The sequence below is a fragment of the Rhodanobacteraceae bacterium genome (assembly GCA_016713135.1).
Taxonomy (GTDB): domain Bacteria; phylum Pseudomonadota; class Gammaproteobacteria; order Xanthomonadales; family SZUA-5; genus JADKFD01.
On the sequence record JADJPR010000001.1, the window covers coordinates 120,201 to 143,433 of the forward strand.

General features: G+C 69.4%; 17 protein-coding genes and 2 pseudogenes. 11 read left to right on the plus strand and 8 right to left on the minus strand.

What is annotated here, in order from left to right; all coding sequences use genetic code 11:
* The first annotated feature begins 29 nt into the window (after positions 1 to 29).
* From IPK27_00420 to IPK27_00440, 5 genes are read left to right on the plus strand one after another with little or no spacing between them, the layout of a single operon-like run.
* Complete coding sequence (locus tag IPK27_00420; GenBank protein MBK8066128.1) at positions 30 to 1,217, plus strand: hypothetical protein; 1,188 nt, start codon at positions 30 to 32, stop codon at positions 1,215 to 1,217.
* Complete coding sequence (locus IPK27_00425; GenBank protein ID MBK8066129.1) at positions 1,214 to 1,759, plus strand: hypothetical protein; 546 nt, start codon at positions 1,214 to 1,216, stop codon at positions 1,757 to 1,759. The genes IPK27_00420 and IPK27_00425 overlap by 4 nt, the downstream gene beginning before the upstream one ends.
* On the plus strand, positions 1,756 to 4,506 hold the full coding sequence (locus tag IPK27_00430) for a hypothetical protein (GenBank protein MBK8066130.1): 2,751 nt from the start codon (positions 1,756 to 1,758) through the stop codon (positions 4,504 to 4,506). Before IPK27_00425 ends, IPK27_00430 begins: the two co-directional genes overlap by 4 nt.
* Entirely contained in the window at positions 4,466 to 5,383 is a 918-nt protein-coding gene (locus tag IPK27_00435) for a hypothetical protein (protein ID MBK8066131.1), read from the plus strand. Before IPK27_00430 ends, IPK27_00435 begins: the two co-directional genes overlap by 41 nt.
* Positions 5,384 to 5,406: 23 nt before the next feature.
* Positions 5,407 to 6,300 (plus strand): GGDEF domain-containing protein, encoded by an 894-nt coding sequence (locus IPK27_00440; protein ID MBK8066132.1) that lies wholly within the window; start codon positions 5,407 to 5,409, stop codon positions 6,298 to 6,300.
* A gap of 255 nt (positions 6,301 to 6,555) precedes the next feature.
* Here IPK27_00440 and bioF read toward each other — a convergent pair whose 3' ends face one another.
* Positions 6,556 to 7,722, minus strand: coding sequence for an 8-amino-7-oxononanoate synthase (gene bioF, locus IPK27_00445; GenBank protein MBK8066133.1), 1,167 nt, complete (start codon positions 7,720 to 7,722; stop codon positions 6,556 to 6,558).
* A 260-nt stretch (positions 7,723 to 7,982) separates the two neighbouring features.
* Positions 7,983 to 8,933: a biotin synthase BioB gene (bioB, locus tag IPK27_00450; protein ID MBK8066134.1), complete on the minus strand. Its 951-nt coding sequence runs from the start codon at positions 8,931 to 8,933 to the stop codon at positions 7,983 to 7,985.
* Positions 8,934 to 9,046: 113 nt separating this feature from the next.
* Here bioB and IPK27_00455 point away from each other — a divergent pair, with 113 nt between their 5' ends.
* A complete protein-coding gene (locus IPK27_00455; GenBank protein ID MBK8066135.1) occupies positions 9,047 to 9,760 on the plus strand; it encodes a ComF family protein in 714 nt (237 codons plus the stop codon).
* 133 nt (positions 9,761 to 9,893) lie between these two features.
* Here IPK27_00455 and IPK27_00460 read toward each other — a convergent pair whose 3' ends face one another.
* The gene (locus IPK27_00460; protein MBK8066136.1) at positions 9,894 to 10,781 is read right to left on the minus strand and encodes an ABC transporter ATP-binding protein; all 888 of its coding nucleotides are present in this window, start codon (positions 10,779 to 10,781) and stop codon (positions 9,894 to 9,896) included.
* 178 nt (positions 10,782 to 10,959) lie between these two features.
* Between IPK27_00460 and IPK27_00465 the strand changes: the two genes are divergently transcribed.
* The 5 genes and pseudogenes from IPK27_00465 (at position 10,960) to hslU (ending at position 15,710) form a co-directional block, all read left to right on the plus strand.
* Positions 10,960 to 12,111, plus strand: a complete 1,152-nt coding sequence (locus IPK27_00465; GenBank protein ID MBK8066137.1) for a PLP-dependent transferase — start codon at positions 10,960 to 10,962, stop codon at positions 12,109 to 12,111.
* Between the two features lie 22 nt (positions 12,112 to 12,133).
* Positions 12,134 to 13,303 (plus strand): acyltransferase, encoded by a 1,170-nt coding sequence (locus IPK27_00470; protein MBK8066138.1) that lies wholly within the window; start codon positions 12,134 to 12,136, stop codon positions 13,301 to 13,303.
* Between the two features lie 40 nt (positions 13,304 to 13,343).
* Entirely contained in the window at positions 13,344 to 13,880 is a 537-nt protein-coding gene (gene hslV / locus IPK27_00475) for an ATP-dependent protease subunit HslV (protein MBK8066139.1), read from the plus strand.
* A 92-nt stretch (positions 13,881 to 13,972) separates the two neighbouring features.
* Positions 13,973 to 14,297: pseudogene (locus tag IPK27_00480) on the plus strand (four helix bundle protein).
* A gap of 66 nt (positions 14,298 to 14,363) precedes the next feature.
* The gene (gene hslU, locus IPK27_00485; protein ID MBK8066140.1) at positions 14,364 to 15,710 is read left to right on the plus strand and encodes an ATP-dependent protease ATPase subunit HslU; all 1,347 of its coding nucleotides are present in this window, start codon (positions 14,364 to 14,366) and stop codon (positions 15,708 to 15,710) included.
* Here the strand turns inward: hslU and IPK27_00490 are convergent.
* The 5 genes and pseudogenes from IPK27_00490 to gyrB form a co-directional block, all read right to left on the minus strand.
* Positions 15,698 to 17,446, minus strand: a complete 1,749-nt coding sequence (locus tag IPK27_00490; GenBank protein MBK8066141.1) for a zinc-binding dehydrogenase — start codon at positions 17,444 to 17,446, stop codon at positions 15,698 to 15,700. The two genes, hslU and IPK27_00490, sit on opposite strands and share 13 nt — an antisense overlap.
* A 125-nt stretch (positions 17,447 to 17,571) precedes the next feature.
* On the minus strand, positions 17,572 to 18,606 hold the full coding sequence (locus tag IPK27_00495; GenBank protein MBK8066142.1) for an adenosine deaminase: 1,035 nt from the start codon (positions 18,604 to 18,606) through the stop codon (positions 17,572 to 17,574).
* 58 nt (positions 18,607 to 18,664) lie between these two features.
* Positions 18,665 to 19,378: a murein L,D-transpeptidase gene (locus tag IPK27_00500; GenBank protein ID MBK8066143.1), complete on the minus strand. Its 714-nt coding sequence runs from the start codon at positions 19,376 to 19,378 to the stop codon at positions 18,665 to 18,667.
* A gap of 115 nt (positions 19,379 to 19,493) precedes the next feature.
* Positions 19,494 to 20,162: a hypothetical protein gene (locus IPK27_00505; GenBank protein MBK8066144.1), complete on the minus strand. Its 669-nt coding sequence runs from the start codon at positions 20,160 to 20,162 to the stop codon at positions 19,494 to 19,496.
* A 543-nt stretch (positions 20,163 to 20,705) separates the two neighbouring features.
* Positions 20,706 to 23,170: pseudogene (gyrB, locus tag IPK27_00510) on the minus strand (DNA topoisomerase (ATP-hydrolyzing) subunit B).
* Positions 23,171 to 23,233: the final 63 nt, after the last annotated feature.

The following is a 23,233-nucleotide window of genomic DNA, read 5'->3' on the forward strand; positions in this document are numbered from 1 at the left end:
ATCGGGCGCCTCTCACCGCGGCGCGACCGATGGCCAGCCTGCGCTCCCTGCTCAATCTGCTGGCCGACCAGGAGGCGCTGCTGCGCGCCCTGCTGGAGGCGCCGGACGGGTTGACGCAGACCGAGTTGCAGGCGCGGCTACCCGCCGGTGAGAGCGTCTCGACGGGCGCGCTCAAACGCCTGACCGAGCTCGGCGTGGTCGAAGAACGCCCCGGCGAGAGCCTGTCGCTGGAACTCTCGCTGGCGGCGCGCGGCTTCCTCGGCCAGTTGCTGCGGATGCACGAACTGGTGACGCCGGAGGCGATCCGCGGCTATGTCGGCGAGATCGACGCGCAGCGCCAGGCGCTGATCGCCGCCGCGCCTGCTGTCGACCCGCAAGCGGCCACCCTGGCGCTGGAGCGCATGGCCGCGGCGATCGAGCGCGTGCGCGCCTACGCCAACGCCAACCATGCGGCGATCCTCGAACGCGTGGTCGCGACCAAGGCGGGCGCCGACGGCTACACCGTGCGCGAGCGCTACCTGCGCATCAATGCACTCTGGCACGACTTCCTCGGGCCGCTGCGCGCGCTGGTGGAGCCCGGCGAGTGGGCGCACACGGCCTTCGACGCGGCACGCCAGGCGCTCGCCGACGCGCGCGAGGCCTTCCTCGCACATGGCGTGGTCGCCGAGGCCTGCAACCGCGTCCAGGCGCGGCTGCTGCGGCTGCGCACGCAGGCCGGCAGCTGCTACTCGGAGGGCTTCCGCGAACTGCTGCCGCTGTACGAGCGCGCGCGTCGGCAGAACCTGATCGCCGAGGGCTGCGGGCGCTGGCTGCACGCGCTGAGTCAGCGCGGTGCGAGCGGCCTCGGCCGGGCGCTGCCCATCGCCCGGGTGCAGTGGCAGGGCCAGTTCAGCGATGCGGCGCTCGCCGCGCGGCTGGTCGACATGGGCCGCCACCAGCCGCTGCAGCCGCCACCGCTCGGTGTCGGCGAGGCGGCAAGCGCCAGCATCGTTGGCGTGCAGCGCCTGCGGGCGGAGCTCGCGGCTGCGCTGCCGGTCGCCGACTTGCTGGGATGGCTGGCACCGCGGATCCCGGATGCGCCGCTGTCGGAACTGGTGCGTGCCTATGTCGCGCTGGCGGCCGACGGACATCCGGTCGCGCAGGCGCCGGCGCACACGCTGGAGCGGGTCGACGGGCGCATCGGCTATCGTCCGCTCGCCGTTGACGCGTTGCCATGAACCCCACCGAGCTGCCCGAACTCAAGCGCGTGTTTTCCGAGCTGCGGCGCGGGCTGCACCTGTGCGCCGAGGACGGCGCGAGCTACCAGGCGCTGCGCACGCATGAGGCCGAGTACGCCGCGCTGTTCGCCGCACTCGGCTTCGAGCTGGTGCACCATCCGCACCAGTTCTTCTGCCTGCGCGACGACGAACGCGAGCACGCGCCCGAGGGCTTGGTCCAGTGCGGCGTGTTCATGCTGGTGCTGATCGACCACCTGGTCGACCAGGGTGCGGACATCGAGGCGCGGCTGTTCGACGCGCCTTTCGACCTCGACCGACTGCCGCACCTCGCGCAGGCGCGCTACCAGGGCTATCTGCGCCAGGTGCGGATCACCGACGCGGCCGGTCTGGACAACGTGGTGCAGCAGTTGCGCCGCTATGGCTTCGCCGAGGTGCGCGGGCGCGAACTGCGCCTGCGGCCACCGGCGATGCGCTTCGTCGATTTGTGCCTGGATGCGCGCACGGCACTGGGCGAGAACGCGCCGGCGGAGGAAGCGCAATGAGCGTGCTCGCCACCGGCCCGGTGCGCGTGGTCCTGCTGAATGCCGGCAAGTACGAGCACGCCGAGGTGGCGCTCGACCGCTCGCTGCACCTGGCCGGCGCCAACAACATCGGCAAGACCACCCTGGTCAACACCCTGCAGTTCCTCTACATCGACGATGCGCGCGCGATGCACTTCGCCGACAAGTCGCTCGAGGAGACCCGCCGCTACTACTTCCCGGGGCTCTACAGCCACATCGTGTTCGAGTGCCTGTGCCGCGACAAGCGCTACCGCTGCGTCGGCCTGCGCGGCCTCGGCCCGGCACGCGCCTATGCCTGGGAGCGCTACGTGACCGAGGGTCCGTACGTGGCCGAGGATTACGTCGAATCCGACACCCGGCGCATCCGCGAGCCCGAAGACGTGCTCGCACGCCTGGCGCTGCGCCAGTACCGGCCGGTGGAGCCGCGCGAGCTGCGCGCGGCACTCGGCGAAGAGAGTGCGGGCGTGCCACCGCTCGGCCTGCTGCCGCTGCGCAATCGCGGCGACTACGAGCGCTTCCGCACCCTGTTCCTGTACCTGCTGCGCCTGGCGCATTTGCGCCAGGAGGATCTGAAGAGGCTGTTCGTCGAGGCCCACGCGGCCGACTTCCAGCGCCCGCAGATCCAGCTCGCGACCGAGTTCGCGCAGAGCTGGCGCACGGTGCAAAGGCAGAAGCGCGAGGTGGACGCGCTCGGCGAGATCGAGCCCGATGCGCGCCAGTTCCTCGAACGCCACCAGCGCTGGCTGGGCACGCGCGGCGAGGCGGTGGCGACCTGGCGACGCCTGCTGGCAGTGGTCGCCGAGCGCCGCACGCAGCGCACGCGGGCATTGGCGGACGTCGAGCAACGGCGCGAGCAGGAGGGCGCCAGGCTGGCGACGATCGAAGCGCGCCTCGCGCAGGCACGCGCCCAACGCGACCAATGCCTGCGGCGCCTCGGTGCGATCGACGGTGAACTCAAGCAACGCGACACCCTGCGCGAGGCCTACGGCGGCGTGCTGGTGGATCTGGAGACCGCCTCGCGCGACAACCTGCAGGCGCAGTGCGACGCGCTGCGCCAGAGCCTCGCGAGCGTGCGCGGGCGCAGCCTGCGCGCACTCGCCAGCGAGCACGCCGAGCGCAGCCGCGAGCTGGCGCTGCGGCGCACCGAACTGGCCGCGGCAGCCGACAACCTGGCCGGCTGGCTGCAGCAATCCGGATTCGACACGGCCGCGCTCGAACGTCTGTTCCGCGTGCTCGATCCCGGCCTGCTCGGGCTGCCACGCAGCGGCGGCGCGCTCGCCATCCATGACCCGGCGACCTTCGTGGCGCGCCTGCGCGAAATCGATGCGCGCCTGCAGACGGGCTCGTTGCGTGCGATCGGGGTTGCGCTCGACATCGCCGCGCTGCCGCCGCCCGCGCTGGCGCGTTACGCCGATCCCGAAGCACTGGCCGAGGCGATCACCGGTCTCGAACGCGATCTCGAACGACTGCAGCGCGAGCAGGCCATCGCCGCCGACCGTGAGCGCGGCGAGCGCGAGCTGGCGGCGCTCGAATCCCGCGTGGACGAGTGTCGGCGGCGCCTCGCCGGCCAGCGCGACTGGCAGGCGGCCGAGGCGCGGGTGCGTCCGCTCGAACGCGAGCGGCGCGAGCTGGAGAAGCAGCAAGTCGAGGTCGACACCACGCTCGAGACGCTGGCGGCCGAGGCGGCGGCGACGCGCCAGCGGATCGACGCCAGCCAGCGCGAGGCGGCCGAGCTGGAGCGCGAGGGCAAGGCGATCGAACGCGCGGTGCAGGCGCTGACCCCGCCCGATCCGGACTGGGAGCCGGCGGCGCTCGAAACCGATGACGCCGACTGGCGTGCACTCGTGGAGCGCTACCAGCGCCAGCAGCAAGCCACGGCGCAATTGGCCAGCCTGCTCGATGACGCGCGCGATCGCCTCGCCCGCGCGCTGCCGCGCCTGGCACTCGACGACGGTTTTGCCGCCGCACTGGCGCAGGAGCTGGATGGCCTCGGCGAAAAGCGCGCGGCGCTCGCCGAAGCCTGGCGCGGCTTCATCGCCGGGCTGTCGGCGGCCTTCGACGCCCAGCTCGCGGACCTGGAGCGGCTGCGCACGCGCATCGACGCGCTCAACCGCCTGTTGAAGCAGGCACATGTGTCGGACTTGAAGGAGCTGCGCCTGGGCCTGCGCGAGCTGCCCGAGTCCTGCGGCGTGATCCGCCAGTTCGTGCTGCAGCACAAGGCCCAGGTGGGCGCCGATCTGTTCGCTGACCGCAGCGCCTTCGCGCGCGCCGAGCAGCGCGTCGGCGAGTTCCTCGAGCAGCGCAGCGCGCTGGAGCTGGTCGAGCTGTTCCAGCTCGAATTCGAGGTGACGCGCGCCAACGGGGTGACCACGCGCTACCCGCACCTCGACCGCATCGAGAGCAACGGCACCTCGATCACGATCAAGGTGCTGACCCTGCTGACCCTGCTGCGCGGCCTGATGCGCGAGCGCGAAGGCTACCGGCTGCCCTTCTTCCTCGACGAGGCGAACGCGCTCGACCGCGCCAACCTGCGCGCGATCGTGCGCCTGGCCGAGTCCTTCGGCTTCGCGCCGGTGCTGGCCAGTCCCGACGGCAGCGATGCGGCCGCGCGCGTCTATGTGCCGACGCGATTGCCGAACGGCCGCGTCCTGCTGTCCGCCGCCAACGCCTTGACTCTGGAGCGCGCCGATGAGGATGCCGGGGAACGCCCTGCGGCAACTGGCGGCTGAAGGCGGGCTGCCGCTGTCGGCTTGCTCGGCGGCGCTGCTGCGCTGGCTGGCGCCTTTGCTCGCCACCGGCGTGCTCGGGCGCGTGCGCAGCGGCGTCGGCGAGCGCCTGGAAGTGCGCCAGCCCGAGGTGTTGCGCGCCTACATCCTGCAGCGTTTTCCCGGCGGTCTCGATGCGCCGGCACCCGCATCTCGCGCCGAAGCTGTGCTCAACTGGCGCGACTCGCGACTCGCTTCCCCGGACGCGCCGGCGCTGGTGCTGCTGCGCGGCCTGCCCGGCACGCGCGTCGCCACGCCGACGCGCGAGGTCGACCTTGCCCGCGAAACCGAGCGCCACGGCGCCTTCGCGCTGGCCGTCGAGGATCTCGCCGGCCACCGCCTGTTTGGCGCCGTTGCGGTGATCGAGAACCGCGAGCCCTTCTTCGCCGCCGAACAACTGGCGGCGCGCGGGATGCCGGCGCGCAGCTTCGTCTACGCCGCTGGCCGCCTCGACCAGCGCGTGCGCGACTGGCTTGCCGCGCAGACGGTGCAGGAGCGCGAGCCGATCGAGCTGCTGCAGGCGGGCGATTACGATGCCACCGGGCTGTGCGAGTACCTGCGCCTGCGCGCCGCCGGTGCCCGGGTCCGCCTGTACCTGCCGCCCGACCTGGAAGCGCTGCTCGCCCGGCACGGCAAACCCGGCCTCAAGGTCAGCAGTCCCGAGCTGGAGAGCCTGCAGGCGCAGTTCCAGGACCCGGCCGTCGCCCGCCTGCGCGAATGGATGGCCCGCCACGGCTGCGGACTGGAGCAGGAGGCGTTGCTCGGGGCTGCCGCATGCCGGCTGAATGGTCGCCGCTTCCCGCCGATGTCCCCTTCCGGACTACAATCCCGTTCAACTTAGGTCGCACCCAGGGCGCCCGACTCATGGCGGAACGCGAATCCGATACGCTGACCACGCAGCGCGGCAGTCTTGCCAAGCTGGCGGAAGCCATATCGACCAAGCACAGCGCCTACCTGACGGTCACCCAGGGCGAGAACCAGGGCCGCCGGCTCAAGCTCGGCGATGTGCCGGTGACGCTGGGGCGTTCGGCCGACTGCGACTTCCGCTTGCTCAATCGCGCGATCTCGCGCCTGCATTGCCGCGTCTGGCGCGACAACTCGGGCTTCTGGGTGCGCGATTTGAACTCGACCAACAAGACCTACCTCAACGACCGCCCGGTGGTCGAGGCGCGGCTCAAGGACGGCGATTTCATCACCGTCGGCGGTACCGTGGTGCAGTTCACCCAGGAACAGGACGTCGATCACGCCGCACAGAGCGAGTTCTTCGACCTGGTCAGCCACGACCAGCTGACCGGGCTGTCGCAGCGGCGCGTGTTCGAACAGTCGCTGGAGCAGGAGATCGCGCGCAGCACCCGGCGCAACCGCGAGTTCGTGCTCGCCATCGTCGACATCGACGAGCTGTCGCGGATCAACCGCGAATGGGGCAAGGCCGCCGGCGACGATGTGCTCAAGCAGGTCGCCAAGGCACTCAAGGCCGGGCTGCGCGAGGAAGACCTGCTGTGCCGTTTCGGCGGCGGCGAGTTCGCCGCGATGCTCCCCGAGACCGGCATGGAAGAAGCCGAGAAGATGCTCAACGCGGTGCGCTCGGCGATCGCCAATGTCGAATTCTTCATCGCCGGCCAGAGCCGGCGCGCCAGCGTCAGCATCGGCGCGCTGCTGTGGAAACCCGAGTTCAAGAGCGCCGCGATCACCATCGAGCGCGCCGAAGAGAAGCTCAAGGCGGCCAAGGAAGGCGGGCGCAACCGCATTGCGTCCTGAGCAGAGCTGCAGGGGCGGGGCAAGGGTCAGGGGGCAGGGGACCCAGCCCACCGAATGTCCGGGCGGCGCCGCAAACGGGGCTTTGCGGTGCGAACTGCATCCTCACGAGACGGGTCATCCCCGCGGCAAGCCTCGTCCCCTGCCCCCTGACCCGCTTTTCGCGTCGCCAGCCGCGTAGCCCGGGGTACGCGGAGCGTTCCCCGGGTACTTGCGACAAGCCCACGCAGCCGGTGAATCGCTGCGCGATACACCGGCCTACGCTTCAGTCGCGTTCCCCAGCGCCGCCAGCAACCGCTCCACATCCGCCTCCGTGTGCGCCGCCGACAGGCTGATGCGCAGGCGTGCGCTGCCTTGCGGCACGGTGGGCGGGCGGACGGCGGGACAGTAAAAACCGGCCTGTTCCAGCCGCGCTGCCAGCGCGACGGCCGCGCGCGCATCGCCCACCAGCAGCGGCTGGATCGGCGTGGCGGACGGCAGCAGGGTCCACCCACGCGCCGCCGCGCCATCGCGCAGCTGCGCGACCAGGCCTGCCAGGTGATCGCGGCGGTCGTCCGCGTCTTGTGCCAGTTGCACCGCGACGCACATGGCCGCAGCCAGCGCCGGCGGCAGCGCAGTGGTGTAGACAAAGCTCCGCGCGCCGTTGACCAGTGCGTCGACCAGGGTGTCGTCGCCGCAGATGACGGCACCGAAGCCGCCGAGCGCCTTGCCCAGCGTACCCATCCAGACTTGCACGTCGGAGCAACCGAGGCCCGCTGCAGCGCAGGCGCCGCGGCCTTGCGGCCCGAGCACGCCGATGCCATGCGCCTCGTCGACCATCAGCCAGGCGCGCTCGCGCTGCGCCAGGGTGGCCAGGTCCGCCAGCGGGGCGATGTCGCCATCCATGCTGAACACGCTGTCGCTGACCAGCAGCGCGCGGCGCTCCGGTGCAGCCGTGAGCAGGCGCGCTGCATAGGCCACATCGCCGTGGCGATAACGCTGCAGCGATGCATCGGCGAGGCGCGCGCCGTCGATCAGGCAGGCGTGGTTGAGCCGGTCCTGCACGCACAGATCGTGGCGCCCGAGCAGCGCCGACAGGGTGCCGGTGGCCGCCATGTAGCCGGTCGAGAACAGCAGCGCACGCGGATAGCCGATCCACGCCGCCAGCGCCCGCTCCGACGCCTCATGCGCATCGCGGTGGCCGCCGAGCAGGTGCGAGGCACGCGCGCCGACGCCCTCGGTCGCCGCAGCGGCGAAGGCCTCGACCAGCCGCGGGTGCTGCGCCAGGCCAAGGTAGTCGTTGCTGCCGAAATCGACCAGCTCACGCCCATCCAGCACGATCCGTCCCGGCCTGCTCGCGCCCGTGGCACGCAGGCGACGCAACAGGCCGGCTTCGATGCGCCGGGCGTGTGCGTGCTGGAGGCTGGCCGCGAAGTCTGGGCGCATCGCTATTGGGGAGTGGTTAAACGCGGAGACGCGGAGGACGCAGAGAAAAGCCGGAGAGAAGCCAAGAGCTCACATTCTGCGGGTGTGATCCGGAACGAGAAGACATTGCGGATGTTCTTCTGCTTTTCTCTGCGTCCTCTGCGTCTCCGCGTTTAGCCGGCCCGATGTCGCTGAGACGCGGAGAGAAGCAGAACCGACATGCCGAGGCAGTCTTTCGCTCTTCTCTGCGTCCTCCGCGTCTCCGCGTTGAACTGGCCTGGTCAGGCGCCCAGCCCCACCAGGCCCAGCTTGGCCAGCAGCGCGCGGTCGCGCTCGGCTTCGGGGTTGCCGGTGGTCAGCAGTTTCTCGCCGTAGAAGATCGAGTTGGCGCCGGCGAGGAAGCACAGCGCCTGCAGCTCCTCGCTCATGCCCTCGCGGCCGGCGGACAGGCGCACCACCGAGGCCGGCATCGCGATGCGCGCCACCGCGATGGTGCGCACGAATTCGAAGGGTTCCAGCGCCGGGGCGTCGGCCAGCGGCGTGCCGGGCACGCGCACCAGCAGGTTGATCGGCACCGATTCCGGGTGCCGCGGCAGGGTCGCCAGCGAGTGCAGCAGGCCCACGCGGTCGCTGCGCGCCTCGTTCATGCCGACGATGCCGCCGCAGCAGACCTTCATGCCGGCATCGCGCACTGCGGCCAGGGTGTCGAGGCGATCCTCAAAGGTGCGCGTGCTGATGATTTCGCCGTAGAACTCGGGCGAGGTGTCGAGGTTGTGGTTGTAGTAGTCCAGGCCCGCGTCCTTCAGCCGCTGCGCCTGGTCGGCGCGCAGCATGCCGGCGGTGACGCAGGTCTCCAGGCCCAGCTCGCGCACGGTTTCCACCATCGCGATGACGTGGTCGAGGTCCTTGTCGCGCGGGCTGCGCCAGGCCGCGCCCATGCAGAAGCGGGTCGCGCCGGCGGCCTTCGCCTGCGCCGCGCTCTCGCGCACCACCTCCAGCGGCAGCAGGCGCTCGACGCCGAGGCCGGTCTTGAAGTGCGCGCTCTGCGGGCAGTAGGCGCAATCCTCGGGGCAGGCGCCGGTCTTGATCGACAGCAGCGTGGAGACCTGCACCTCGCGCGGGTCGAAATGCTCGCGGTGCACCGTGGCGGCGCGATGGATCAGGTCGAGCAGCGGCAGCTCGAACAGCGCCGCGAGTTCCTCGCGGGTCCAGTCGTGGCGGATGGCGGTCATGGTTCCAGGGCGCGGGACGAAGGCCGCGCATTCGACGGGATGGGCGCGCGGGCGTCAACTGTACGCCGGCGTGCGGTGCGCGGCGGGCTATTGGCTACACTGGGCGCATGTCGATGCTCTCGCGCTTGGGCCAACTTGCCGATACCCTCGGCGCCGCCCTGCTCGCGCCGGCCTGCGTGCTGTGCCGGCGCGAGGCGGCCGGTGCGCGCCTGTGCGAGGACTGCCTGGCGCTGCTGGTTCCGAACGGCAGCGCATGCGCGCGGTGCGCGGAGCCGCTGCCGCGGCCGACCCCGCTCTGCGGCAAGTGCAGCCAGCATCCGCCCGCCTTCGACGCCGCCTGGGCCGGCTTCCAGTACCTCGCGCCGCTGGACCAGTTGGTACAGCGGCTCAAGTTCGGTGATGCGCTCGCGGTGGGCCGTGCGCTGCTGCCGCACTGGCTGGCGGCCTTGCGCGCAGCGCGCGCAGCGAGTGGCGAGGCACTGCCCGCCGCGCTGGTTCCGGTGCCGCTGCACCCGAGCCGATTGCGCCAGCGCGGCTACAACCAGGCGCTGGAACTGGCCCGCGACCTCGGCCGCGAACTCGCGATCCCGGTGCAGCACGCCCTGACCCGCGCCCGCGCCACCGCCCCGATGCCGGGCCTCGACTGGGACGCCCGCCGGCGCAATGTGCGCGATGCCTTTGCCGTCACCGCCGCCGCCCTTCCGCCCCATGTGGCGCTGGTCGACGACGTGATGACCAGCGGTGCCACCGTCAACGAAGCCGCGCGCGTGCTCAAGGCCGCTGGCGTACAACGGGTGGAAGTGATGGTGCTGGCGCGCAAACCCTGAGAGCAGGTGTTGGTTGTTGGTGTTGGTGTGGGTTCAAGCACCCTTTGTCCGCCAGCAGCGGCCTCGACCAACACCAACAACTAACACCAACACCGGCTCTCACCAACACCAACAACCCACACCACCACCGGCTTCACCCCGGCCTCTCCAGCTCATCCACGATGTCGCGGATGCGGAACACTTCCTCGACGAAGGCCGGTTCACGCTGCATTTCCTTGGCCGGGCGGTCGGGGTGCGGCAGCGGGAGCTGGTGCAGGATGGTTCCGGGGGCGCGCGACATGATGAGGACGCGGTCGCCAAGGTAGACCGCTTCCTCGATCGAATGGGTGATGAAGAAGACCGTGGCCTGCTGCTCGCGCCACAGGCTGATCAGCAGGTCTTGCATCGCGTAGCGGGTGCCGGGGTCGAGCGCGCCGAAGGGCTCGTCCATCAGGATGATCCGCGGCTTCAGGATCAGGGTGCGCGCGATCGCGACGCGCTGGCGCATGCCGCCGGAGAGCTGGTGCGGGAACTTGGTGGCGTCGCTGGCGGGATTGAGTCCAACCTTCGCGATCCATTGCATCGCCGCGTCGCGCCGCTCGGCCAGCGGCACGCCGCGGCATTCCAGGCCGAAGGCGACGTTGTCGACCACCGTCAGGTGATCGAAGCTGGTGTAGTCCTGGAACACCATGCCGCGGTCGGCACCGGCGCCGTCGATCGGCTGGCCGAACACGCGCACCGTGCCGCTGGTCGGCGGGTGCTGCGGCGTCAGCCCGGCGATCATGCGCAGGATGGTGCTCTTGCCGCAGCCGGACGGCCCGAGGATGGCGACGAACTCGCCGTGGTCGGGCTTGTCGTCGACCGTGAAGCTGACGTCCTTGATCGCGGTGTAGGCCTTCGGGCCCTCGCCATAGGTCTTGGTGACGCCGCGGAACTCGACCACATGCGGGCGCGCGGCGGCTGGCGCGGGCGTTGCGGCTGCGGGCGCGGGAGACGGTGCAGCCGGCTCGGGAACGGGCGTGGCGGCGGGGTCGGTCGACATGCAGGGTGCGCCCAGCGGAGGTGCGGCGATGATGGCGCGGGCGGCGTGCCGCGACAATTGACGTTTCACGTTTGACGTTTCACCCGGCACCGCCGCCCAGTCAAACGTGAAACGTCAATTCAGCCGCGCGTGCGCGAATTCCCTATCCTCCCGCCACCCCCGTTGCAGGCCCAGCCCCATGTCCCAGCACGCCCTCGGCACCCGCGCGATCCACGCCGGCCAGTCGCCGGATCCGTCCACCGGCGCGGTGATGACGCCGATCTACGCCACCAGCACCTACGTGCAATCGAGCCCGGGCGTGCATCAGGGCTTCGAGTACTCGCGCTCGCACAATCCCACCCGCTTCGCCTGGGAGCGCTGCATCGCCGACCTGGAAGGCGGCACGCGCGGCTACGCCTTCGCCTCGGGCCTGGCGGCCACCAGCACGGTGCTCGACATGTTCGACTCGGGCAGCCATGTGGTGTGCATGGACGATGTCTACGGCGGCACCTACCGCTTGTTCGAGCGCGTGCGCCGGCGTTCGGCGGGACTCGATTTCAGCTTCGTCGACCTCAACGATTTCGACGCGCTGGCGGCCGCTGTGCGCCCGGAGACCCGGCTGATCTGGGCGGAGACGCCGACCAACCCGATGCTGAAGATCGTGGACCTGAAGCGCCTGGGTGCCTTCGCGCGCGAGCGCGGGCTGGTTCTGGTGGTCGACAACACCTTCTGCTCGCCGATGGTGCAGCGCCCGCTGGAGCACGGCGCGCACATGGTCATGCACTCGGCGACCAAATATCTGAACGGCCATTCGGACATGGTCGGCGGCGTGATCGTGGTCGGCGACGAGCCGGAACTCGCGGAGAAGATGACCTTCCTGCAGAACGCGGTCGGCGGCATCCAGGGCCCCTTCGACAGCTTCCTCGCGCTGCGCGGGATCAAGACCCTGCACCTGCGGATGGAGCGCACCTGCGCCAACGCGATGGCGATCGCGCAGCACCTGGAGAAGCACCCGAAGATCGAAAAGGTGATCTATCCCGGCCTGCCGAGCCACCCGCAGCACGCGCTCGCGGCGCAGCAGATGCACGGCTTCGGCGGCATCGTCAGTGTCTATGTGCGCGGCGGGCTGCCGGCGGCGCGCAGCTTCATGGAGCGCTGCCATCTGTTCGCGCTGGCGGAATCGCTGGGCGGCGTCGAGAGCCTGGTCAACCACCCGGCGATCATGACCCATGCCTCGATCCCGCCCGAGCGCCGCGCCGCGCTCGGCATCCACGACAACCTCGTGCGCCTGAGCGTGGGCATCGAGGACGTCGCCGACCTGATCGCCGAGCTGGACGCGGCGCTCGCCTGAGGCAGGCGCGGGCGCACCCCCGATGAGCGGCGCGCTGCCGCTGCTGCTGATCGTCGCCGCCGCGCTGCTGACGGCGGCGGCGTGCGGGCGCTGGATCGGCATCCCGGCGGGCAGCGACCGGCTGGCGCGCATCGACGGTCTGCGCGGCTACCTTGCGCTGTTCGTGTTCGTGCACCACGGCCGCATCTGGTACGACTACCTGCATTCGGGGCGCTGGGAAGCGCCGGCGTCGAATTTGTACACGCACCTTGGCCAGAGCAGCGTGGCGCTGTTCTTCATGATCACCGGTTTCCTGTTCTTCGGTCGGGTGCTCGCCGGGCGCGAGCGGCCGATCGACTGGCGGCGGCTGGCGCTGTCGCGCGTGATGCGCCTGGCGCCGCTGTACTTCAGCGTGCTGGCCTTGCTGTGCATCGCGATCTGGCTGCTCAGCGCGGGTGAGCTGAAGGTACCGGCAGGACAGCTCGCGGGCGATGTGCTGCGCTGGGCCTCGTTCACGGTCGCCGGCGCGCCGGACCTGAACCAGTTCGGCGACACCTGGCGAATCACCGCCGGCGTGACCTGGAGCCTGCCCTACGAATGGCTGTTCTATGCCTCGCTGCCGCTGCAGGCGCTGGTGCTGCGCGCGCGCGTCAGCCCGGCGGCGGTGCTCGTCGGCGGCGTCCTGCTGGCCTCGATCCTGACGGTGTTCCAACCGCTGCGCTTCTACCTGCTGACCTTCGCCTGCGGAATGCTCGCCGCCGGGCTGGCGCGGTCCGCGCGCTGGCGGGCCGTCGCCGAGCGGCCGCTGGCGGGGCTGCTGGCGCTCGCTTGCCTGACGCTGCTGGTTTTGGCCTTCCCGACCCTCTACGACTGGTGGGCGCTGGCGCTGCTGGGCATCGCTTTCTGCCTGATCGCCGGCGGCAACGATCTGTTCGGCCTGCTGCGCTGGCGGCCGTCGGTGCTGCTCGGGGAGATCAGCTACAGCGTCTACCTGCTGCACGGCATCGTGCTGTTCACCTTGTTCCATGGGATTGTCGGGATCGATGCAGCCGCAGCTTGGTCGCCGCTGAGCTATACGGCGGTGGTGGTGGCGCTGACGCCGGCGCTGATCGCGCTGTGCACCCTGAGCTTCATCGCCATTGAGCGCCCGGGCATCCGCGCCACCGATCGCATCCTGCGCCCGCGTCGCGCGGCTTGTGTTTCGCCGGGCTGACCCCATCCCTGCGGTTCGCCCTACGCTGCGGACCACTGCCATGCTCGAAGCCTTTCACGGCACCACCATCGTCACCGTCCGTCGCGGCACCCAGGTGGTCATGGGCGGCGACGGCCAGGTCTCGCTCGGCAATACCGTGGTCAAGGGCAATGCGCGCAAGGTGCGCCGGCTCGGCAAGGGCAATGTGCTGGCCGGTTTCGCCGGTGCCACCGCGGATGCCTTCACCCTGTTCGAGTTGTTCGACGCCAAGCTGGAGAAGCACGGCGGCAACCTGACCCGCGCCGCGGTGGAACTGGCCAAGGACTGGCGCACCGAACGCCGCCTGCAGCGGCTGGAAGCGCTGCTGTCGGTGGCCGACAAGGAAGCCAGCCTGCTGATCACCGGCAACGGCGACGTGCTCGAACCCGAGCACGGCCTGATCGCGATCGGCTCCGGCGGCAACTACGCCCAGGCCGCCGCCCGCGCCCTGATCGACCACACCGAACTGTCCGCCCGCGAGATCGTGGAGAAGTCGCTGCATATCGCGGCGGAGATCTGTGTGTATACCAATCACAACCTCACCATCGAAGAGCTGTGAGGGTGGCGGTCAAACGTGAAACGGAAAACGTCAATGCGGGTGCCGGGGCATTCCGGCCAGCGCATTACGATCTGGAGCTCTGGAAAGAAGCGATGCGGCTGGCGGTCGCAACGCTGGCTGACCGCCGAATTCCCGCCTGACGAGCGCTTTGGCCTGTCCAGCCAGTTGCGCCGCAGCGCCGTGAGCGTGCCGTCGAACATCGCGGAGGGCGCAGCACGCGGCTCGCGCGCCGAGCTGCTTCGCTTTCTTCTGATTGCTCGCGGTTCGCTGGCTGAGCTGGACACCCAGTTGTGGCTCGCGCGCGAAGTTGGATTGGCAGGAGACATTGCGGACCTGCAGGATCGGATCCACAGGGTGTTCGGACTGCTCAACGGCCTGATGAAGTCCCGCAATGCAACAACCAGACCAAAGCGCTGATCCCCGACCTCGCCCCCAATCCATTGACGTTTTACGTTTGACGTTTCACCCGCAACAACGAAAGCCATACCCGGAGCCGCAAGCGTGACGCCTGCCGACATCGTCCTCGCCCTCGACCAGTACATCATCGGCCAGCAGGCCGCCAAGCGCGCGGTGGCGATCGCGCTGCGCAATCGCTGGCGGCGGATGCAGCTGGAACCGGTGATGCGCAACGAGGTGATGCCGAAGAACATCCTGATGATCGGGCCCACGGGCGTGGGCAAGACCGAGATCGCGCGGCGGCTGGCGGCGCTGGCGAATGCGCCCTTCGTCAAGGTCGAGGCGACCAAGTTCACCGAGGTGGGCTATGTCGGCAAGGATGTCGAGGCCATCATCCGCGACCTCGCCGATGCGGCGGTGAAGCTGCAGCGCGAGCAGGCGGTGTCCAAGGTGCGCGCGCAGGCGGAGGAGAAGGCCGAGGAGCGCATCCTTGACGTGCTGGTGCCGCGCCGCACCGGGCTGTCTTTCGAACACGATCCGGGCCAGTCGCTGGACCGCGATGCCGAGACCCGCAACAAGATGCGCGAACGGCTGCGCGACGGGCGCCTGGACGAGCGCGAGATCGAGATCGAGATCGCGCAGAACCTGGGCGTGGAGATTGCCGCGCCACCGGGCATGGAAGAGATGACCAGCCAGCTCAAGGGCCTGTTCCAGAGCCTGCAGAGCGGCAAGAGCAGCAAGCGCAAGCTCAGCATCGCCAAGGCGCGCGCGCTGCTGGTCGAGGAGGAGGCCGCCAAGCTGGTCAACGACGAAGAGATCAAGACGCAGGCGATCAGCAACGTCGAGCAGAACGGCATCGTGTTTCTCGACGAGATCGACAAGGTCTGCCGCCGTGGCGAGTACTCCGGCGCCGACGTCAGCCGCGAGGGCGTGCAACGCGATCTGCTGCCGCTGGTCGAAGGCTCCACGGTGTCGACCAAGTACGGCCCGGTGAAGACCGACCACATCCTGTTCATCGCCTCCGGCGCCTTCCACCTGGCCAAGCCCTCGGACCTGATCCCGGAACTGCAGGGCCGTTTCCCGATCCGCGTGGAGCTGAGCGCGCTCGGGGTGGACGACTTCGAGAAGATCCTTTCCGAACCCTCCAATGCATTAACGCGCCAGTACGCTGCGCTGATGGCCACGGAAGGGCTGAAGCTGGAGTTCACGCGCGAGGGCATCCGTCGCCTCGCCGAGATCGCCGCGCACGTCAACGAGCGGATGGAGAACATCGGCGCACGGCGTCTGCACACGGTGCTGGAGAAGCTGCTGGAACCGCTCTCCTTTGACGCCTCCGAGCGCGCCGGCGAGGAGGTGGTGATCGACGCCGCCTTCGTCGACCGCCACCTCGGCGAACTGGCGAAGAACGAGGACCTGAGCCGCTACATCCTCTGAGCCGACGCCCGCGCTCGCCGGATCTCCGCGAGGCGTTCGCGCAACTGGTCGAGGCGGGCGGGTGCCAACACGTCGCGCGCCTCGGTCGGATGCGGCGCCAGGTTCGAGACGAGGGCAACCAGCGCGCCCTCGGAGTCGACCACGGGCGCGCCGCTGAGGCCGCCGAGGGCGCCCATGTCGGCGTCGGCGAGGTCGACCAGCAAGCGGCCGTCCGGAGTCGGGATGACGGTTCCGCGCAGCACGTCCTGGCGGCAGTCTGCCGCGCGCGAGTAGGCACAGCCGAGGACGTATACGTCGCTGCCATGCGGCAATGGCCGTTCGCGCAGGCGAAGTGCCCGCAAGGGCGACCGATTCTCCTGCACCGCGAAGATCAGCCAATCGCGTTCGATGACCGAGGGGTCGAGCTTCTCGTCCGGATCTGCGTTCAGCAGTTCCCCGAGCTCCACGCCGGCACCGGGCGAGCCGTTGGGGTGAATGGTCCAGTGCACGCCGGTTCCGGCGAGATCGACCGCGTGCATCTCGGGAGTGCGCGCCAGCAGCAGCACATGCTTGGCGGTGATGGCGTAGGTCGTCCCTTCGTGCTCGAGCAGGAATCCGTTCCCGGCGAAGTCCTGGTTGTGCCGGTGATCGCGGAAGTGGATGCGGTTGATCCCCGAAATCTGTGGCCACTGGGTGGCGGTCTTGGGCACGAGGGTCTCATCGCCGGGCTCGGTCGCGCCCATGTCGACCACGACCTTGCCGCGCGTGTGGCCGTTGCGGTTGTGCTGCTGCGCGGCGGCGATCTCGGCGAGCGGATAGCTGCGCTCGATATGCACGCGCAACTGCCCGGCGGCGATCAGCGGCGCGACGCCCGTCAGGCCCTGGCGCACGTTCCACGCTGCGCGCGGCGGACACTGGATGCGGCTGGCAGCGCACGGTTCCGCGGGCACAGTGCCGGCCAGCGTGACCAGCCGGCCGCCGTCGCGCAGCACTGCCGGTGAGCGCGCCAGGGTGTCGCCGCCGACGGTATCGACCACCACGTCGACCTCGGACACGACGTCCTCGAAGCGCGTCGTCGTGTAGTCGATCACCTGGTCCGCACCGATTCCACGCAGGTAATCGTGATTGCGCGCCGACGCGGTGGCGATCACGGTCGCACCGCGGGCCTTGGCGATCTGCACCACCATCGAGCCCACGCCGCCGGCACCGCCATGCACCAGCACGCGTTCGCCGGCCTTCACCGTGGCACCTTCGACCAGGAAGCGCCAGGCCGCGACCGCGACGGTGGGATAGGCCGCGGCCTGTGCCATCGACAGCTTCGCCGGCTTGGGCACGATCTCGCTCACGGGTACCGTGAGGTACTGGGCGTAGCTGCCCTGGCGCTCGGCCTGGTCGACGATGCCGGCAACCAGGTCGCCGCAGGCGAAGCCGTCCACGGCCGGGCCGAGGGCGACGACCTCGCCGGAAAAGTCGCCACCGGGCGTGGCCGGAAACGGCAGGCGCCCGGCCTGCTGCAGTTTCCAGTCGACCGGATTGATGCTCGCGAAATGCACCCGGACCAGAACCTCGCCGGAGGCGGGCTGCGGCACAGGCAGGCGTTCGATCCGCAGGGATTCAGGGCCACCCGGCGCGGCGATGTGTGCGGCGCGCATCTGCTCCGGCACTGCCTGGCAAGTGGCAGCGCTGCCGGTATCGGCGAGGAATGGCGCCGCAAGGGCGGCCAGCAGGATTGCCAGCTTGAAGTGGAAGGTGGGCATCGCAGGGTGTCCGCTGTGGAGGCCTGCGATGGAACGCGGCGAGGGCGCCGGAACGCCGGACGTTCCGCCGAAGCGAGGCCACCGCGCGCCGACTGGAGCGAACCCGGTCGGCGCGCTCGCGAGGGTCAGCGGAAGCCCGCGATCCAGGCGTCGATGCGCCCGTGGTGCGCCGCCTTCTCGGCCGCGCTGGCAAAGCTGCCGTCGAAACTGTTGCGCGCCAGTGTGACTGCATCGTCCGCGGTCAGCGGCAGCGCGCGGAAGCAGTCTTCGAAATTCTGGTTCATGTAGCCGCCGAAATAGGCTGGATCGTCCGAGTTCACGGTGGCGACGAGGCCGAGGTCGAGCATCTGCTTGAGGTTGTGCTGCGCCAGGTCCTTGAACACGCAGAGCTTGACGTTGGACAGCGGGCAGACGGTCAGCGGGATGCGCTCGCGCACCAGGCGTTGGACCAGGTTGGGGTCTTTCAGCGACTGCACGCCGTGGTCGATACGCTCGACCTTCAGCACCTCGAGCGCGCTCCAGACATAGGCCGGCGGGCCCTCCTCGCCGGCGTGCGCGACCGCGCGCAGGCCGAGCTTGCGCGCATCGGCGAACACCCGCGCGAACTTCTCCGGCGGGTGCCCGACTTCGCTGGAATCCAGGCCCACGCCGATGAACTTGCCGAGGTGCGGGCGCGCCTCTTCCAGCGTGGCGAAGGCCGCTGCCTCGTCGAGGTGGCGCAGGAAGCACAGGATCAGCTCCGCCTCGATGCCGAGCTCGCGCCGCGCACGGTCGCAGGCGGCGCGCAGGCCGTCGATCACCGTGGCGAAAGGCACGCCGCGATCGGTGTGGGTTTGCGGATCGAAGAACAGCTCTGCGCGCGTCACCCGGTCGGCATGCGCGCGCTGGAAGTAGGCCCAGGCCATGTCGCTGAAATCCTGCTCCTTCAGCAGCACGCTGGCACCGGCGTAATAGATGTCGAGGAAGCTCTGCAGATTGGTGAAGGCGTAGGCGGCGCGCAGCGATTCGACACTGGGATACGGAATGGACACGCCATTGCGCTGCGCCAGCGCGAAGATCAGCTCCGGCTCCAGCGAGCCTTCGATGTGGATGTGCAGCTCCGCCTTCGGGATGCCGCGGACGAACTCGCCCAGCCGTTCCGGCGCCAGTTGCAGGGACATGGGATCACCTCGCGGGCATGCAGTGGGGGCCTGAGGATGCCCCAAGGCGCGCGCGGCGTCAGCCTTCGTGGAGGCGGTACTCGCGGTCGACCACGCGCATCCGCGGCGGCTGGCCGCTGCGCTCGAAGGCCTGCCAGGCCGGAGCCAACTGGCGCCAGAACGACAGCCATTCGCTATCCGCATGCTGCGCCTCCCAGTCGCCGTCCATGCGGAACGGAAACGCATGCACCGGCACCGCGCGCTGGCCATGCGCCAGCGCGGCCGCGACCAGCGAGTAGATCTCCTCGATCGCCACGTCGCCCATCGCATAGCAGCCCACCGAGACGCAGTTGCCGTGCACCATCAGGTAGTCGCCGGTGCGGCCGTGGGCGCGGTCATAGGCATTCGGGTAACCGAGGTTGAAGGAGAGGTGGAAGCGGCTGACCGGATTGAGCTGCCCGGCGGCCACCTCGTAGAAGCCTTCCGGTGCCTGGCCGTCGCCCTGGCGCAGCTTGGGGCCAAGGTCTCCGGACCAGGTGCAGATCGGCCAGGTGCGCAGGCGCTGGTAGCGCTCGCCCGTGTCCACCCAGACCTCCAGCTCATCGCTGGCCTTGAAGATGCGCAGGTACAGCGGCGCGCCCCAGTCGGCGCCAAGCGCTTTCAGCTCGGCGGTCAGCGCCGGCTGCACGCGCGAGAGCGCCTGGGTGCTGCGGGCGTTGGTCGGGATCTCGGTGGCCAGACTCGCTGGGGCTATCAGCAGGGTGAAGAGGACAAGCAGCGGGCATTTGCGCACGGCGGCGCTCCGGGCGTCGGATGCGCCGTATTGTGCTGTGCCCACTGCTTGCGTGGCAGCAGCGTGCACGCTTGCTTCAGTTGGCGGCAACTCGGCGCCTGGCGCCGAGCCAAGCTCAGCCGTAGCGGCGGACGGCCGCGATGCCGGCCACTCCCAGCAACAGACCCAGCAGCAGCAAACCTTCACGCCCGATCGAATCCACGGCGATCTGGGGCTGCGCGAACTGGCTGAGGACGATGTTGCCCGGACCGGTGATCTCGTTCTCGAATTCGCCGGCGTCGCCGTTGGAAAAGCCGGTGGTCACCAGCACGTAGGTGCGGTTGCCATCCAGCGGAACGCCCAGCATCTCGGAAAGTCCGATCACCGCGGCGTCATCATCTCCACCGACACAGTTGGTCAGCGGACTGGCGGGGTTGAAGCTGTCGCGGTAGAGCACGATGTAGCCGTCGAAACCGCCATCCGGCGACTTCCCGCCGCCATAGCCCTGGTCGCTGAAGATGTCGTAGTTGCCCGGGGTGTCGACATAGAAGGGCTGGGCCGAGTACGGCGTGGCGGTGCCGACGCCGGAGAGGGCGCCGCAATCGCTGGCAGACACGACCGCCGGGCGATTCCAGGTAGGGCCACCGGCGCTATTGCCGGTGTAGGAAATGGTGGCCGCCGGGTTCTCGATCGGCGTGCCGACGCGGACACCACCGCCGGCTGGTCCGGGTTTGTTCGCGGTTTCAGCCAAGGCGTGGCCGGAGACCAGCGCGAGCGCAAGGCTCAGTGCAGTCAGCGTCTTCATGTCTATTCTCGTTCTCTTGGGGCGCCGCCCGAGCTTAACGCTTGTTCAGCCGAAGCACCAGATTGCTTGCCTCGCGGCGCGCATGGGAGCGGTGGCTCCACGTCCAGGGTGGCGACTCGCACCGCATCGGCTTTCACTCCGCCGCGGCTGCCGGGCGTTCGGCCTCGCGCCGCATGCGGCGCGCCCGCCACGACGGGCGGCGACTTCACGTCTGAGGGCTAGACGTCCAGGTTGGCGACTCGAAGCGCATTGGCTTCTCTTCGCCGCCGCTTGCCGGGTGTTCGCGCTGTGCATCCAGCCCGGCAGCACAGCTGCCGGGCGCTCAGCCTCGCGCGGCGGTGCCGCGCGTTCGCCGAGACGGGCTGGAACCCGTCGAACGAGGCCTACACATCCAGATTTGCGACCCGTAGCGCATTGGCCTCGATGAACTCCCGTCTCGGCTCAACGGCTTCGTTCCGGCCCCTCGGCATAGCCTCGGGGCGCTCGGCCTCGCGCCGCATGCGGCGCGCCCGCCACGGCGGGCGGCGACTTCACGTCTGAGGGCTAGACGTCCAGGTTGGCGACTCGAAGCGCATTGGCTTCGATGAATTCCCGCCGTGGCTCGACGGCCTCGCCCATCAGCATGGTGAACATCTGGTCGGCGGCGATGGCGTCTTCGATGCCGACCTTGAGCATGCGGCGGGTCTCGGGATTGACCGTGGTTTCCCACAGCTGGTCCGGGTTCATTTCGCCCAGGCCCTTGAAGCGGCCGATCTCGCGGTTGCGCTTGGCCTGCTCCATCAACCACTCGTGGGCTTCACCGAAGTTGTTGATTTGCCTGGATCTTCCGCCACGGGCGACGGTGGCGCCGGGGCCCAGCAAATCGCCGAGCTGGGCCGCGAGTTCGGCCAGCGGGGCGTAGTCGGCACCCTCGAAGAAGCTGCGGGTCAACAGGCTCAGGCTGCCGAGGCCATGGTGCTGGCGCTCGACGCTGAGCGCCAGGCGCGGGTCTCGCCCTCGCCCGTCACGCCGTCCTCCACCACCGTGACCTGGTAGCGCGGGCTGTCCAGCGCGGTGCCGGACAGGCGCTGCTCCAGCGCGCGGCCGAGGGCCGCGAGGGCTTCGCGGTCACCGAGCGTGGCCTGCTGCACCGGCGGCAGCTCGGTCAGGGCTTCGAGCAGGCGCGGATCGTAGCGGTGCTTCAGACGCTTGAGGTGCGCGGTGACGTTCGCGTAGCGCTGCATCAGCTGTTCCAGGATCACGCCGCCGATCGGCGGGGCGCCTTCGCTCGGGATCAGGCTGGCACCATCGACGGCGCTCGACAGCAGGAAATTGGCCAGCGCGGCGTCGTCCTTGAGATAGGTGATCTGCTTGCCCTGGGTGACCTTGTACAGCGGCGGCAGGCCGATGTAGACGTAGCCGCGCTCGATCAGCTCCGGCATCTGGCGGTAGAGGAAGGTCAGCAGCAGGGTGCGGATGTGCGAGCCGTCGACGTCCGCGTCGGTCATCAGGATGATGCGGTGGTAGCGCACCTTGTCCGGGTTGTATTCGTCGCGGCCGATGCCGCAGCCGAGCGCGGTGATCAGGGTGCCGATCTCGGCCGACGCCAGCATCTTGTCGAAGCGCGCCTTTTCCACGTTCAGGATCTTGCCCTTGAGCGGCAGGATCGCCTGGAACTTGCGGTTGCGGCCCTGCTTGGCCGAGCCGCCTGCGGAGTCGCCCTCGACGATGAACAGTTCGGACAGCGCCGGATCCTTCTCCTGGCAGTCGGCCAGCTTGCCCGGCAGGCCGGCGATGTCCAGCGCGCCCTTGCGCCGGGTCAGCTCGCGCGCGCGGCGCGCGGCGTCGCGGGCACGCGCGGCCTCGACCACCTTGGAGGTGATCGCCTTGGCCTCGTTCGGGTTCTCGGCGAGGAATTCGCTGATCTTCGCCGCGACGATGCTCTCGACCGCAGTCTTGACCTCGCTCGAGACCAGCTTGTCCTTGGTCTGCGAGGAGAACTTCGGGTCCGGCACCTTGACCGACAGGACCGCGATCAGGCCTTCGCGACTGTCGTCGCCGGAGAGCTCGATCTTGTCCTTCTTCAGTACGCCGGATTGCTCGACGTACTGGTTGATGGTGCGTGTCAGGGCGGCGCGGAAACCGGCGAGATGGGTGCCGCCGTCCTTCTGCGGGATGTTGTTGGTGAAGCAGTAGACGTTTTCCTGGTAGGCATCGGTCCACTGCATCGCGAGGTCGACCGCGATCTCGTTGGACACGCCGCCGACGCTGATGACGCTGGGGTGCAGCGCGGTCTTGAGCTGCGCCAGGTGCTGGACGAAAGAGCGGATGCCGCCCTCGTACTGGAAGACGTCATTGCGGTCGCTGCGCTCGTCCTTCAGCTCGATCTTCAGGCCCGAGTTGAGGAAGGCAAGCTCGCGCAGACGCTTGGCGAGGATGTCGTAATGGAATTCGACATCCGAAAAGATCTCGGTGCTGGGCTTGAAGCGCACCTTGGTGCCGCGTCCGGTCGACGGGCGCACCTGGCGCAGGGGATAGACCGGATCGCCCAGGGCGTATTCCTGTTCCCACAGATGACCATCGCGTTCGATGGTCAGTTCCAGCTTGGAGCTGAGCGCATTGACGACCGAGACGCCCACGCCGTGCAGGCCGCCGGAGACCTTGTAGCTGTTGTCGTCGAACTTGCCGCCGGCGTGCAGCACGGTCATCACCACTTCGGCGGTTGACCTGCCCTCTTCCGCATGCATCGCAACCGGGATGCCGCGGCCATTGTCGGCCACCGATACCGATCCGTCCGTGTGGATCACCACCTGGATCGCGTTGCAGTAGCCGGCGAGGGATTCGTCGACCGAGTTGTCGACTACCTCGAACACCATGTGGTGCAAACCGGTGCCGTCGTCGGTGTCGCCGATGTACATACCGGGGCGCTTGCGCACCGCGTCGAGGCCCTTCAGGACCTTGATTGAATCAGCGTCGTAGGCCTTGTCGCTGGGATTGCCGGCGGGGTTTTGCTGGGTTTCGTCGCTCATGGATCCAGGCTTGGCTGTCTGAGGCGCGCGCCCTTGGAGGCGTGGAGCGCAAGCCGGGAAGTA

Excerpts from the sequence above, each read along its gene's own strand:
- IPK27_00420 (MBK8066128.1), top strand. The coding sequence starts at position 30 with ATGGCCAGCCTGCGCTCCCTGCTCAATCTGCTGGCCGACCAGGAGGCG.
- IPK27_00425 (MBK8066129.1), top strand. The coding sequence starts at position 1,214 with ATGAACCCCACCGAGCTGCCCGAACTCAAGCGCGTGTTTTCCGAGCTG.
- IPK27_00430 (MBK8066130.1), top strand. The coding sequence starts at position 1,756 with ATGAGCGTGCTCGCCACCGGCCCGGTGCGCGTGGTCCTGCTGAATGCC.
- IPK27_00435 (MBK8066131.1), top strand. The coding sequence starts at position 4,466 with ATGAGGATGCCGGGGAACGCCCTGCGGCAACTGGCGGCTGAAGGCGGG.
- IPK27_00440 (MBK8066132.1), top strand. The coding sequence starts at position 5,407 with ATGGCGGAACGCGAATCCGATACGCTGACCACGCAGCGCGGCAGTCTT.
- bioF (MBK8066133.1), bottom strand. The coding sequence starts at position 7,722 with ATGCGCCCAGACTTCGCGGCCAGCCTCCAGCACGCACACGCCCGGCGC.
- bioB (MBK8066134.1), bottom strand. The coding sequence starts at position 8,933 with ATGACCGCCATCCGCCACGACTGGACCCGCGAGGAACTCGCGGCGCTG.
- IPK27_00455 (MBK8066135.1), top strand. The coding sequence starts at position 9,047 with ATGCTCTCGCGCTTGGGCCAACTTGCCGATACCCTCGGCGCCGCCCTG.
- IPK27_00460 (MBK8066136.1), bottom strand. The coding sequence starts at position 10,781 with ATGTCGACCGACCCCGCCGCCACGCCCGTTCCCGAGCCGGCTGCACCG.
- IPK27_00465 (MBK8066137.1), top strand. The coding sequence starts at position 10,960 with ATGTCCCAGCACGCCCTCGGCACCCGCGCGATCCACGCCGGCCAGTCG.
- IPK27_00470 (MBK8066138.1), top strand. The coding sequence starts at position 12,134 with ATGAGCGGCGCGCTGCCGCTGCTGCTGATCGTCGCCGCCGCGCTGCTG.
- hslV (MBK8066139.1), top strand. The coding sequence starts at position 13,344 with ATGCTCGAAGCCTTTCACGGCACCACCATCGTCACCGTCCGTCGCGGC.
- IPK27_00490 (MBK8066141.1), bottom strand. The coding sequence starts at position 17,446 with ATGCCCACCTTCCACTTCAAGCTGGCAATCCTGCTGGCCGCCCTTGCG.
- IPK27_00495 (MBK8066142.1), bottom strand. The coding sequence starts at position 18,606 with ATGTCCCTGCAACTGGCGCCGGAACGGCTGGGCGAGTTCGTCCGCGGC.
- IPK27_00505 (MBK8066144.1), bottom strand. The coding sequence starts at position 20,162 with ATGAAGACGCTGACTGCACTGAGCCTTGCGCTCGCGCTGGTCTCCGGC.